This window comes from Streptomyces sp. H39-C1 (assembly GCF_027158125.1).
Classification (GTDB): domain Bacteria; phylum Actinomycetota; class Actinomycetes; order Streptomycetales; family Streptomycetaceae; genus Actinacidiphila; species Actinacidiphila fildesensis.
The window spans coordinates 116,569-128,920 of record NZ_JAPVLS010000018.1 but is presented as its reverse complement, the minus strand read 5'-3'; the positions used below and the strand labels follow the sequence as shown (position 1 = coordinate 128,920).

12 protein-coding genes and 2 pseudogenes are annotated in these 12,352 nt (G+C 70.8%); 7 read left to right on the top strand and 7 right to left on the bottom strand.

From position 1 onward, the window contains the following. Positions 1-386: ABC transporter permease (locus O3W51_RS15050; protein ID WP_269286130.1), on the top strand; the 386-nt coding region annotated here is incomplete at its 5' end. Positions 387-477: 91 nt separating this feature from the next. Beyond that, a complete protein-coding gene (locus O3W51_RS15045; RefSeq protein ID WP_138352730.1) occupies positions 478-1,227 on the top strand; it encodes an ABC transporter ATP-binding protein in 750 nt (249 codons plus the stop codon). A gap of 57 nt (positions 1,228-1,284) precedes the next feature. On the opposite strand, the gene O3W51_RS15040 is transcribed toward O3W51_RS15045, so the two are convergent. Continuing rightward, positions 1,285-2,142 carry a 3-hydroxybutyryl-CoA dehydrogenase gene (locus O3W51_RS15040; RefSeq protein ID WP_138352721.1) on the bottom strand — a complete coding sequence of 286 codons (858 nt, stop codon included), beginning with the start codon at positions 2,140-2,142 and terminating at the stop codon, positions 1,285-1,287. Positions 2,143-2,297: 155 nt separating this feature from the next. Between O3W51_RS15040 and O3W51_RS15035 the strand changes: the two genes are divergently transcribed. Then, on the top strand, positions 2,298-3,557 hold the full coding sequence (locus tag O3W51_RS15035) for a glycoside hydrolase family 10 protein (protein ID WP_138352720.1): 1,260 nt from the start codon (positions 2,298-2,300) through the stop codon (positions 3,555-3,557). A 123-nt stretch (positions 3,558-3,680) separates the two neighbouring features. Continuing rightward, positions 3,681-4,415 carry a DUF7873 family protein gene (locus O3W51_RS15030; RefSeq protein ID WP_138352719.1) on the top strand — a complete coding sequence of 245 codons (735 nt, stop codon included), beginning with the start codon at positions 3,681-3,683 and terminating at the stop codon, positions 4,413-4,415. A gap of 434 nt (positions 4,416-4,849) precedes the next feature. Here O3W51_RS15030 and O3W51_RS48470 read toward each other — a convergent pair whose 3' ends face one another. Next, positions 4,850-5,398, bottom strand: coding sequence for a LysR substrate-binding domain-containing protein (locus tag O3W51_RS48470; protein WP_331284071.1), 549 nt, complete (start codon positions 5,396-5,398; stop codon positions 4,850-4,852). Positions 5,399-5,512: 114 nt separating this feature from the next. On the opposite strand from O3W51_RS48470, the gene O3W51_RS15020 reads away from it, so the two are divergent. Continuing rightward, positions 5,513-5,944: a GNAT family N-acetyltransferase gene (locus O3W51_RS15020; RefSeq protein ID WP_138352729.1), complete on the top strand. Its 432-nt coding sequence runs from the start codon at positions 5,513-5,515 to the stop codon at positions 5,942-5,944. Between the two features lie 140 nt (positions 5,945-6,084). After that, a pseudogene (locus O3W51_RS15015) lies at positions 6,085-7,156 on the top strand (methyltransferase). A 20-nt stretch (positions 7,157-7,176) separates the two neighbouring features. Here the strand turns inward: O3W51_RS15015 and O3W51_RS15010 are convergent. Beyond that, entirely contained in the window at positions 7,177-8,073 is an 897-nt protein-coding gene (locus O3W51_RS15010) for a LysR family transcriptional regulator (protein WP_198359272.1), read from the bottom strand. Between the two features lie 152 nt (positions 8,074-8,225). On the opposite strand from O3W51_RS15010, the gene O3W51_RS15005 reads away from it, so the two are divergent. Next, a complete protein-coding gene (locus O3W51_RS15005) occupies positions 8,226-9,125 on the top strand; it encodes a DMT family transporter (RefSeq protein ID WP_198359275.1) in 900 nt (299 codons plus the stop codon). A 22-nt stretch (positions 9,126-9,147) separates the two neighbouring features. Here O3W51_RS15005 and O3W51_RS15000 read toward each other — a convergent pair. From O3W51_RS15000 to O3W51_RS14985, 4 genes and pseudogenes are all read right to left on the bottom strand, one after another. After that, a pseudogene (locus tag O3W51_RS15000) lies at positions 9,148-9,372 on the bottom strand (acyltransferase family protein); the annotation flags it as partial. A gap of 38 nt (positions 9,373-9,410) precedes the next feature. Then, complete coding sequence (locus O3W51_RS14995; RefSeq protein WP_198359271.1) at positions 9,411-9,989, bottom strand: YdeI/OmpD-associated family protein; 579 nt, start codon at positions 9,987-9,989, stop codon at positions 9,411-9,413. Between the two features lie 115 nt (positions 9,990-10,104). Then, positions 10,105-11,103: a type I glyceraldehyde-3-phosphate dehydrogenase gene (gene gap / locus O3W51_RS14990; protein ID WP_198359270.1), complete on the bottom strand. Its 999-nt coding sequence runs from the start codon at positions 11,101-11,103 to the stop codon at positions 10,105-10,107. Positions 11,104-11,225: 122 nt separating this feature from the next. After that, a complete protein-coding gene (locus O3W51_RS14985) occupies positions 11,226-12,182 on the bottom strand; it encodes a GlxA family transcriptional regulator (protein WP_138352713.1) in 957 nt (318 codons plus the stop codon). Positions 12,183-12,352: the final 170 nt, after the last annotated feature.

The window sequence follows — 12,352 nt, the reverse complement described above, 5'->3', positions numbered from 1 at the left end:
GGTCGTGGTTGCTGGCGATTCCGGCGCTGTTCATCCAGTCGATCTTCAATGCCGGCCTGGCGCTGGCGGTGGCCCGGCTGGGCAGCAAGATGACGGACCTCGCGCAGCTGATGCCGTTCATCCTGCGGACGTGGATGTACACCTCCGGCGTGATGTACAGCATCAGCAATTTCACGAAGACGGCACCGTATTTCGTGAAGATCCTGCTCGATGTGAATCCCATCGCGGTGTACATCGACCTGATGCGCTTCGCGCTGATCGACAGCGTGACCGCCGAGGAGATGCCGCCGCACGTGTGGGCGGTGGCGGTGGGCTGGGCGGTCGTGGTGGGTGTCGGCGGGTACGTGTATTTCTGGAAGGCTGAGGAGAAGTACGGCCGTGGCTGAGACAGTGGAGATCGAGAAGAGCGCCACCGGCACCGACACCGACCGGAGCGCCGCCGGCAGCACCGCCGTTCAGGCTCCGGCCCGGTCCCGTATCCCGACCGTCATCGTGGACGATGTGCACATCGTCTACCGGGTGCACGGCGCCGGGAACAGCAAGGGCAGCGCGACGGCCGCCCTCGGGCGCCTGGTGTCCCGTAAGTCGTCGCCCAACGTCCGGCGGGTCCATGCCGTGCGCGGGGTGAGTTTCACCGCGTACCGGGGTGAGGCCATCGGTCTCATCGGGTCGAACGGGTCGGGCAAGTCGACGATGCTGCGGGCGATCGCGGGTCTGCTGCCGCCGGAGAGCGGCCGGGTCTACACCGACGGCCAGCCCTCGCTGCTGGGGGTCAACGCCGCGCTGATGAACGACCTGTCCGGCGAGCGGAACGTCGTGCTCGGCGGTCTGGCGATGGGGATGTCGCAGGAGGAGATCCGCGAGCGGTACCAGGGAATCGTGGAGTTCTCGGGAATCAACGAGAAGGACGATTTCATCTCGTTGCCGATGCGGACGTATTCCTCGGGCATGGCGGCCCGGCTGCGGTTCTCGATCGCGGCGGCCAAGAACCATGACGTGCTGATGATCGATGAGGCGCTGGCCACCGGCGACCGTTCTTTCCAGCGCCGCTCCGAGGCCCGCATCCGCGAACTGCGCAAGGAAGCGGGCACGGTCTTCCTGGTCAGCCACAACAACAAGTCGATCCGTGACACCTGTGACCGGGTGCTGTGGCTGGAGAAGGGCGAGCTCCTCATGGACGGCCCCACCGAGGAAGTCGTCAGCGCCTACGAGAACGCCCACGGATGACGGACCGGCCCGCCGTCGGAACGGCGGGCCGGCTTTTTCACTGGTTCATCAATGCGGTCAGTACTGGTAGAAACCGGCCCCGGTCTTACGGCCCAGCCGGCCCGCGTCGACCATGCGCTGGAGCAGCGGGGGAGCGGCGTACAGCGGCTCCTTGAATTCGTGGTACATCGAATCCGCGATGGCGGCAATGGTGTCCAGACCGATGAGGTCGGAAAGCTTGAGCGGGCCCATCGGGTGCGCGCAGCCCATTTCCATACCGTTGTCGATGTCCTCGCGATTGGCGATTCCGGACTCGAACATCCGGATCGCCGACAGGAGATACGGGACCAGCAGCGCGTTCACCACGAATCCGGAGCGGTCCTGGGCGCGGATCGCGTGCTTGCCGAGGACGTCGGTGACGAGGCTCTCGGTGCGCTTGAGGGTGTCGTCCGCGGTGGTGAGGGCCGGAATCAGCTCGACGAGCTTCTGCACCGGGGCCGGGTTGAAGAAGTGGATCCCGAGCACGTACTCGGGACGCGAGGTGGCCACCGCGAGCTTCACCAGGGGGATGGACGAGGTGTTGGAGGCCAGGATCGCGTCCGGCCGGGTCACCACCTGGTCGAGGACCTGGAAGATCTCGGTCTTGACCTGCTCGTTCTCGACCACGGCCTCGATCACGAGGTCACGGTCGGCGAATTCGCCGAGGTCGGTGGTGAAGCTCAGACGGGCGAGTGTCGCGTCCCGCTCCTCCTCGGTGATCTTGCCGCGTTCCGCGGCCTTCCCGAGGGAGTTCGTCAGACGGGTACGGCCGAGCTCCAGGGCCTCGCCGGTGGTCTCCGCGACCCGGACGTCCAGTCCGGCGCGGGCGCAGACCTCCGCGATACCGGAGCCCATCTGCCCGGCCCCCACCACTCCGACGCGCTGGATGTCGCTCACTCGTAAGCCTTTCGCTGTGGTACAGGAATAAGCGGGCGCACCACGCGGTAGCGGGCCCGCCCGCTCCGACGTTACTCCGCCGGTGCGGAGGATTGCTCCAGCCCCCCGGCCGCACCATCATCAGCGGGACAGCACCCGACGATCAGGGGGCACGGATGGGGCACATCACTCGCAGGACCTTCGCCGTGGGCGCCATCGGCACCGTGGGCGCGGTGGCCCTGGCGGCCGCCACCGGGACACCCGCGGCGGCGGCCGCCAGGGCCGGGACCACGGAACGGGAGCGGCCCGCGCGCCAGTTCCGCGGTATGTGGATCGCGACCGTCGCCAACACGGACTGGCCCTCCGCACCCGGCCTGCCGGCGGCGGAGCAGCGGCGGGAACTGCTCGATCTGCTGGACACCGCCGTCGAGCGCCGGCTCAACGCGGTGATCCTCCAGGTCCGGCCCACCGCGGACGCGCTGTGGGCGTCGCCGTACGAGCCGTGGTCGCAGTACCTCAGCGGGACCCAGGGCCAGGACCCCGGCTGGGACCCGCTCGGCACGGCCGTGCGCGAGGCGCACCGGCGCGGTCTGGAACTGCACGCCTGGTTCAACCCGTACCGCATCGCCAACAACACCGACCCGAACCTGCTCACTCCGACCCACCCGGCCCGGCTGCACCCCGAGTGGGTCGTCCCGTACGGCGGGAAGCTGTACTACAACCCGGGGCTGCCGGAGGTGCGGCGGTTCGTCCAGGACGCGATGCTCGACGCCGTGCGGCGCTATCCGGTCGACGCGGTGCACTGGGACGACTACTTCTATCCGTACCCGGTGGCGGGGCAGGTCTTCGACGACGATGCCGCGTACGCCGCCTTCGGTTCCGGGTTCCCCGACCGGGCGGCCTGGCGGCGCGACAACACCGACCGGCTGGTGCGTGAGACGGCCGTCCGGATCAAGCGGATCCGGCCGCACACCCGCTTCGGGATCAGCCCCTTCGGGGTGTGGCGCAACCGGGCGACCGACCCGCTCGGCTCCGACACCACAGCGGGCGTCCAGACCTACGACAACCTGCACGCCGACACCCGCGGGTGGGTGAAGAAGGGGTGGATCGACTACATCGTTCCCCAGGTGTACTGGAACATCGGGTTCCCGGCCGCCGACTACGCCAAGCTCGTCCCCTGGTGGGCGGATGTGGTCTCCGGAACGGACGTCGACCTGTACGTGGGCGAGGCGCTGTACAAGGTGGGTGTCGCCGGCCAGCCCGCGGCCTGGCAGGACCCCGCCGAGCTCTCCCGCCATCTCACCTTCGACCGCGACTTCCCGCAGGTGCGCGGCAACGTCTTCTTCTCGTCGACCCAGGTGGCGTCCGACCCGCTCGGAGCGATGACCCGCGTCGTGGCCGACCACTACGGCGGCTGCGCGCACCCGCCGCACTGAGCCGCCGCACTGAGCCACCGGGGCCCGTGGTCCGCCAAGACCGCTCCTGTGCACGGCGGTTGCCGCGGGCCTTCCGGCGGATATTCGTTCGATCAAGGGGTTCGGGCCTGTTAGCGTCCTCCTGTGGCGAAACTCAATCAGATCATCGCGGTCGAGAAGGGCGTCAAGTCCAAGTCCCAACAGGAACTGACCGCTTCCCATCACGACCTGCAGAAGCCCGTTCTGCTCTCCGGGCTCTCCCGGACCTATCAGCCGAAGGACGAGGAGGGCGAACAGCTGCCCCCCGAGTCGACCCGGGTCCAGATCAAGGCCGAGGACGTACTGCGGACGACCGCGGTCACCCTCACCCGGCTCTTCGACGTCACCGCCACCAAGGACTGGGCGAACTGCGAGGCCCGCGCCGACGTGACGGTCGACGGCCGCCCGCTGGTGCGGGAAGTGCCGGTGTCGTACCTGCTGTTCCTGGAGAAGCAGCTGGTGGACCTGCACACCTTCATCCGCAAGCTGCCGGTGCTCGACGCCTCGGAGTCGTGGAACCTCGACCCGTCGAGCGACGCGTGGAAGACCGAGCCGGTACGCACCATCCGTACGAAGAAGGTGCCGCGCAACCACGTCAAGGCCGAGGCGACGGAGAAGCACCCCGCCCAGGTCGACGTGTACTACGAGGACGTGCCGGTCGGTTACTGGACGACCGTCAAGTTCTCCGGCGCCCTTCCGGCCCGGCGCGTCAACGAGCTGCTCGAGCGGGTGGAGAAGCTGCAGAACGCGGTCAAGTTCGCCCGCGAGGAGGCCAACAGCGCGGAAGTCACCGACCAGCGGGTCGGGGACGCCGTACTCGGCTACCTTCTCGGCCCGTAGCCGGCCACACCCCAACAGACCCCCTCCGCCTATGTGCGGAGGGTGCGCCAGGAGCGCAAAGCTCAGCCTGAAGCTTGTCGTGACGACGTGGTTCCAGTGGGGGTTCGAGTCCCTCTCCCGGCACTACCGGCCGGGGTAGCCCAACTGGCAGAGGCAGACCGCGATCAATCTCAGACTCTTGCTCCAGACTCAGCATTCGCCGCCGATCGCCGGATCCACCGGGTTCGGGCTTGGTCGTCAGGTGCCGGTTCGAATCCGGTCCGCCGCTTCCTTCCTGCGGCGGTAGTTCAATGGCAGAACAAGACGACGTAAAACTGACCCGTACCCACTCGCGCCGGCGTGTGCATATGGGCGGCATCAACAGGGGCCCGGGAGCTGGACACGCTCTCGGGCCCTGCTCCATGTCCGGGGGCCCGTTGCCCGTTGTGAACCCCTCACCCGGTGCCGGCTTCGAGGCCGGCGAGCAGTCCGGCGACGGCCTCGTCGAGCAGCCCGAGGAACACGCCGACCGCCGGGGACGGTGACAGGCCGCGCGCGGTGGCGGCGTGGACGGCGCGGCCCGGGACGTCGTCGGGATGCAGGGCCACAAGGGCGATGTCGGCCCGCACCGAGGCGGCGGCCAGCGCCGGGACGAGCGTGACGCCGAGTCCCGCCGCGACGAAGCCCTGCTTCGCGATCCACTCGGCCGCGACGAAACCGATCCGCGGCAGCCGGTCGAAGAGCGGGGCGCCTGTCTGCCCTTCCAGGGCGGCGTTCGCGCGGGAGGCGCACTTCTCCGTGGCGCTCGCGGCCAAGGACGTCCGTCTCGCGACCGACGCCGCCGAACTGCCGGTGGCGAGCGCGGTGCTCGGCTCCTCACGGAGTTCCCCGAACTCGCGGACGAGGACCTGGCGCAGGCCGCCCAGCGCTTCCGCACCCGGGCAGGTGGCCGCCTCAGCGCCGAGGCCGCGCTTCCCACCGACCGCTGGAAGCAGCTTCCGCATCTCGCAGCACACGACCTAAGGCCGGAACCGCTGGGTACGGTGAACGGGCGCGGGTACGCGTCGGGCACAACCGTGCTGGGACAACGTGGTTCCGTACACCGGGAGGCGAAGGTGCTGGACATCCGGCGGGTGACGCGGGCGGCGGACGTGATCGACGCGGAGACCCTCTTCGACGGGCCGGCCCGTCCGGAGTGGGCGGCCCGGTTCCTCGCCGAGCCGGGCCATCACCTGCTGGTGGCCTACCGGGGAGCGGAGCCGGCCGGGTTCGTCACCGGGGTGGAGATGACCCACCCGGACAAGGGGACCGAGATGTTCCTCTACGAGCTCGGGGTGGCCGAGGGGCACCGGCGGCGCGGCATCGGACGCGCACTGGTCACCGGGCTGGCCGCGCTCGCCCGCGAGCGCGGCTGCTACGGGATGTGGGTGCTCACCGACCGCGACAACCCGGCCGCCCTGGCCACCTACCGCTCCACCGGGGCGGACACCGACGAGGCCACCGCCTTGCTGTCGTGGACCTTCACCACGGACAGCGTCCCGGAGCCGTAGTGGTCCGCCCCGGTCCACCGCCCGTCCCGCCGCCCGTCCCGCCGTCCGGTGCCCGCCCGTCCCGCCGTCCGGTGCCCGTCCGGTGCCCGCCCGGCGGCGTGGCCCGGACGTCCGGGGGACTCGGCTAGCCTGAGGGCACAATGAACCGTTTGACGACGTCATCGGGTGCGTACGACCTCACCCGCTTCCCCGAGGACCCCCGCGACAGGCTCCGTGCCTGGGACGCCGCCGTCCGGCGCGCTGGTCACCTCGCTCGCCGCGCACCGCCCCGTACAGATCACCGACTCCTTCCTCGCCCAGCAGGCGACCCGGGCGAACCTGGCGCGCAGCGGGGCCGAGCCCGGCACGGTACGGCTGCTTTCGGCCATGGACCCGGTCCCGGACCGCATCGACGTCCTGCTGGTCCGGGTGCCCAAGAGCCTCGCGCTCCTGGAGGACCAACTGCACCGGCTCGCACCGCGGCTGCACGCGGGCACCGTCGTCGTCGGCACGGGCATGGTCACCGAGATCCACACCTCGACGCTCACCCTCTTCGAAGAGCTCATCGGTCCCACCAGGACGTCGCTGGCCGCGAAGAAGGCCCGCCTCATCTTCAGTACGCCGGACCCCGCGCTCGTCCGCACCGACAGCCCGTGGCCGCGTACGTACCAGCTGCCCGGCGACGTCGGCGCGGCCTCCGGCCTGGCCGTCACCAACCACGCGGGCATCTTCTGCGCCGAACGCCTCGACATCGGCACCCGGTTCTTCCTCCGGAACCTCCCGCAGCGCGACGGCCCCGAGCGCGTCGTCGACCTGGGCTGCGGCAACGGCGTGGTCGGAACGGCCGCGGCGCTGGCCAACCCCGGCGCCCACGTGACGTTCATCGACGAGTCCTTCTCCGCGGTGGCGTCGGCCGAGGCGACCTTCCGGGCCAACACCGGACCGGACGCCAAGGCCCAGTTCCTGGTCGACGACGGCCTGTCGTCCGTCCCCGCCGGCTCGGTGGACCTGGTGCTGAACAACCCGCCGTTCCACAGCCACCAGGCGACGACCGACACGACGGCCTGGAACATGTTCACCGGATCCCGCGAAGCGCTGCGCGCCGGGGGCGAGTTGTGGGTGATCGGCAACCGGCATCTCGGCTACCACGTGAAGCTGCGCCGGCTCTTCGGCAACTGCGAAGTCGTCGCGAGCGACCCGAAGTTCGTCATCCTGCGAGCGGTGAAACGCTGATCACGGCCTGACGCGGCGGCTCAGCGGGCCGCCGCGTCCCGGAGGGCGTCGATCAGGCCCAGCAGGGCGGGCTGGGCCGGCGAGGTCTCGCGTACCGCGGCGTAGATCGCCCGGACCGGCTCCGGTCCGCGGACCCTGCGCACGACGATGCCGGGATGATGGCGGTTCCCCAGTCCGAGCGTCGGCATCAGACCGACTCCGAGGCCGGCCGCGATGAATCCCTGGGCCGTGGCGTAGTCCTCGCTCTCGACCACGAAGTCCGGGCTGAAGCCGGCCGCGGCACAGGCGTCGACGACGGTCTCGAGGCAGGGGCCCGCGGGCCATTCGTTGCCGACCCAGGGCTCGTCGGCGAGGTCGGTCAGATCCAGCACCTTCTTCGCCGCGAGCCGGTGCCCCTTGGGCAGTACGGCGCGGTAGGGGTCGTCGAGCAGGTGCACGAGACGGATGCCCGCGCTGGGCCGGTCGCGTGGATGCACCACGATCGCCAGATCGGCCCGGCCCTGTTGCACCTCGGGCAGGGGATCCTCGGGGTCGACGAGCTTGAGGTCGATCCGTACCCCCGGATGTTCGTCACGCAGCCGCGCCAGCGCGGGCGCGACCAGCGTCGCGCCCGCCGTGGCGATGTAGCGGACCGACAGCTGCCCGGTCCGGCCGGCCCGGAGGTCGGCCAGAGCCGTCTCCGCCTCCGCGACGTTCCTGCTGATCACGGCCGCGTGCTCGGTGAGCAGCAGTCCGGCCGCCGTCGGCCGTACGCCCCGGCCGAAGCGTTCGAGCAGCGCCGTCCCGGCCTGCTTCTCCAGCGCCGCCACCTGCTGGCTGACGGCGGAGGGGGTGTACCCCAGATTCGCCGCCGCCGCGGTCACCGAACCACTGGTGACGACCGCCCGCAGCACCTGCATCCGTCTCACATCGAGCATGTAGGAGAGCTTAATGGTGCATGCAACTCTTTTCTCTTGTCCTGTCGTATCGACTCGGGGCACGGTGATCACCGGAGACGGAAGACCGAACAGGGAGACAGCACGTGAGCAAGAACGGCAGTGGTGGGTCCGGCCCGATGGCGTTGGTGCGGATGGGCGTCCTCGCCCTGCTGTGGGGATCGACGTTCCTGTGGATCAAGTTGGCCCTGGACGGCCTGTCGCCCGCTCAAGTGACGTTCACCCGCTGCGCGTTGGGCGCCCTGGTGCTGCTCGTCCTGTGCTTCTCGTCGCGCCGCCACCTGCCCCGCGACGGCGCGACCTGGGGCCATGTCGTCGTGGCCGCCTTCTTCTGCAACGCCCTGCCGTTCGCGTTGTTCAGCGTCGGGGAGCAGACGGTCGACTCCGGCGTGGCCGGCGTCCTGAACGCGACCACCCCGCTCTGGTCCCTGCTGATCGGCCTCACCATCGGCACGGAACGCCGGCTCCACCCCGCCCGCCTGGGCGGACTCCTCCTCGGATTCGCGGGCACGCTGCTGATCTTCGCCCCGTGGGGACGGAACGGACTCGTCAGCTGGGGTTCCGCCGCCATCCTCGGGGCGGCGGCGAGCTACTCCGTCGCGTTCGCCTACATGGGGCGCCATCTCGTCGGGAAGGGCACCGCCACCATCGCGCTCTCCGCGTCCCAGCTCCTCGCCGCGACGGGACTCAGCGCGCTGACCCTGCCGATCGGCGGCCTGGCGCCCGTACACCCCGGCCCCGCAGCCCTGTTGGCCGTCGTCGTCCTGGGGATCTTCGCCACCGGGATCACCTTCCACCTCACCTACCGGCTCATCGCGGACGAGGGCGCCACCAACGCCGCCACGGTCGGATACCTGCTGCCGGTGGTCTCGGTGGCGCTGGGCGCGATCGTGCTCCACGAGGACGTCAGCCTCAGGACCGTCGCGGGCATGGCCGTGGTCCTCGTCGGCGTCGGCATGACCCGCCGGCCGGCGCGAAGCGCGCGTGGGGACGGATCACTGTGCGAGGGAGCCGCCCTGCCCGGCCGTCCGTAGCCGGCCGGAGCTGGAGCCAGGTCCGCGGTGCCGCCGGCCGGGCCGGGCGCCCCTTGCGTACGACCCGGCCGCCCGTTCTCGGCCGCCCCTGTTCATAGGGGCGGAACGCGGCCCGGCAGACCAGCAGCGCCACGGCGAACACCGGCAGCCAGGCCAGCCGGGCGAGCACCCAGCCCGGGCCGTCGGGCACGGTGTGCAGACCGGGCAGGGGCGAGCCCACGAGCAGGCCGGTCGCGGTGACCGCCACGGGGGACGCCCGCCGGGCGGGAGACCGTGCCGACGCCGCTATCCGGGGGTCTCGCCGTTCATCAGCAGTTGCAGGGCCTTCTCGAGCCGGGCTTGCCTGCTCTCCGGCGTGAGCGCCTGGAGCAACGGCAGGATCGTCAGATAGCGCCCGGTCCTGTCGAGCGCCTCGAACGCCTTTCCCGCCGCGGGGTTCGCGTCGAGCGCGGCCGCGAGGTCGGGCGGCACGGCCGCCGTCCGCTGCGACGCGTAGGCCGCGGCCCACCGCCCGTCCTCCTGCGCCTTGAACACCTCGGCCAGCCCGGGTTCGCGCATCCGCCCCGCGGCGGTCAGCATCTCGACCTTCTCCACGTTCACCCGCGACCACAGGCTCCTGGGCCGGCGCGGCACGTACTTCTGCAGGTAGTGCCGCTCGTCCTGGGAGCGCCGCTGCCCGGAGATCCAGCCGTAGCAGAGCCCGATGTCGACCAGCTCGTCGGAGGTGACGCTCGGGATGCCGGAGTTCTTCTTGGCCATCCTGATCCACACGCCCTCTTGGCGGGTGAAGTGCCCGGCCAGCCAGCCCTCGAACGCCCCGGCGTCCGCGAAGGCGATGATCTCCACTCCGTCGAGCTCGTCCATGCGGCCCAGGCTATCGCCGGACCGGGCGCTCCAGTTGGCCCGACCGGCCGACTGGAGCGCCCACAGGAAGCGTTGGGCGGCGCGGCGGCCGGAGGCGGGGTGCCCCGGCGTCCGGTCAGCGGCCGGCGAGCAGCTCCAGCGTGTCGATCACGCGGTTCGAGAAGCCCCACTCGTTGTCGTACCAGGCGGCCACCTTGATGTGCCGGCCGTCGACGCGGGTGAGGGCCGAGTCGAAGATCGACGAGGCGGGGTTGCCCGTGATGTCCGACGACACGAGCGGGTCCTCCGAGTACTCGAGGATGCCGGCGAGCGGCCCCTCCGCGGCGGTGCGGTACGCCGCCAGCACGTCGTCGCGCGTCACGTCGCGGGCGACGGTCGTGTTGAGTTCGACGATCGATCCCACCGGAACGGGCACCCGGATCGAGTCGCCCGACAGCTTGCCCTCGAGGTTCGGCAGCACGAGGCCGATCGCCTTGGCGGCGCCCGTCGTGGTCGGCACGATGTTCACCGCGGCGGCGCGGGCCCGGCGGGCGTCCCGGTGCGGGCCGTCCTGCAGGTTCTGCTCCTGCGTATAGGCGTGCACCGTCGTCATGAAGCCGTGCTCGATGCCGGCGAGCTCGTCGAGCACCGCGGCGAGCGGTGCGAGCGCGTTGGTCGTGCACGAGGCGTTCGAGATGATCGTGTGCAGGGCCGGGTCGTACGCGTCGGTGTTGACCCCGAACGCGAGCGTGACATCGGCGCCGTCCGACGGCGCACTGACGAGCACCTTCCGCGCGCCCGCGTCGAGGTGGGCACGGGCGGCCTTGGCCGAGGTGAAGCGGCCGGTCGCCTCGAGCACGATGTCGACGCCCAGCTCGGCCCACGGCAGCTGCGCCGGTTCGCGCTCGGCGAGGACCGTGATGCGACGGCCGTCCACGACGAGGGCGTCCCCGTCGACGGTGACCGGGCGGCCGAGCCGGCCGGCCGTCGTGTCGTAGGCGAGCAGCCGCGCGAGGGTGGCCGGCTCCGTGAGGTCGTTGACGGCGACGACCTCGAGGGTGCTGTCGCGCTCGAGCAGCACGCGCAGCGCATTGCGCCCGATGCGGCCGAATCCGTTGATGGCGATGCGAGTCATGAGTGGTGTCCCTTCGGTTCACCACCAGGTTCTCGCGCACCGTCGGCCGGTGGCAGCGGCGTGATCGCCATGGTTCGAAAGGATCGCGCCACGCGGTGGCGGCCTACTCGCCCCGGGTGAACCTACTCGCCCCGGGTGAAGGTGCGCCGGTACTCGCTCGGCGTCGTGTCCAGGATGCTCTGGAAGTGCCGCCGCAGATTGGCGCCGGTGCCGAGACCGACGTCGGCGGCGATCTGCTCGACGCTCCGCTCCGAACGCTCGAGCAGCTCACGGGCCACGTCGATGCGGGCCCGCATGACCCACTGCATCGGTGTGTATCCCGTGTCCTCGACGAAGCGCCGCGAGAACGTGCGCGGCGACACCGCCGCATGCCGGGCGAGCACCTCAAGGTTGAGGGGCTCGCCGAGCCGGAGAAGGGCCCACTCGCGGGTGGCCGCGAACCGCTCGCCGAGCAGCTCGGGCACGCTGCGCGGCACGTACTGCGCCTGCCCGCCGCTGCGGTAGGGAGCCGCGACCAGGCGCCGGGCCGCATGGTTCGACGCGGCCACCCCGAGGTCGCCGCGCAGGATGTGCAGGCAGAGGTCGATGCCGGAGGCCGCGCCGGCCGACGTCAGGACGCTGCCCTCGTCGACGAACAGAACGTTCTCGTCGAGCCGCACGAGGGGATGCCTCGCCGCCAGCGCCCGCGTGTAGTGCCAGTGCGTCGTGGCGCGCTTGCCGTCGAGCAGGCCCGTGGCGGCGAGCGCGAAGGCGCCGGTCGAGATGGCGGCGAGCCGCGCACCCCGGTCGTGTGCGGCGATCAGCGCGTCGACGACGGCCTGCGGCGGGTCGTCGCGGTCCGGCAACCGGTAACCGGGGACGAAGACGATGTCGGCCCACTCCAGCGCGTCGAGGCCGTGGGCCACGTGGTAGGACAGGCCGTCGCCACCGTTCACGAGACCGGGCGCCGCCCCGCACACCCGCACCTCGTACGGCATGCTCGCGCGGGTCGTGAAAACCTGCGCGGGAATGCCGACATCGAGTGGCTTCGCACCCTGCAGCACAAGGACGGCGACGCGGTACAGGCGAGAGGCTGGCACGGAAAGAGGGTACGGGGGGCGTGACGTCGACAGGCTCCGCGCCGACCGAAGCGCTGAAAGGCCGCCTGAGGCGCTGAACGGCCGACCGAAGCGCCGGTCGCACCGGTGAGCCGGCCCTCGGCCGAGATCTTTGCATAAAGCTTCGGTGGACCGTATAGTCATGCCATCGA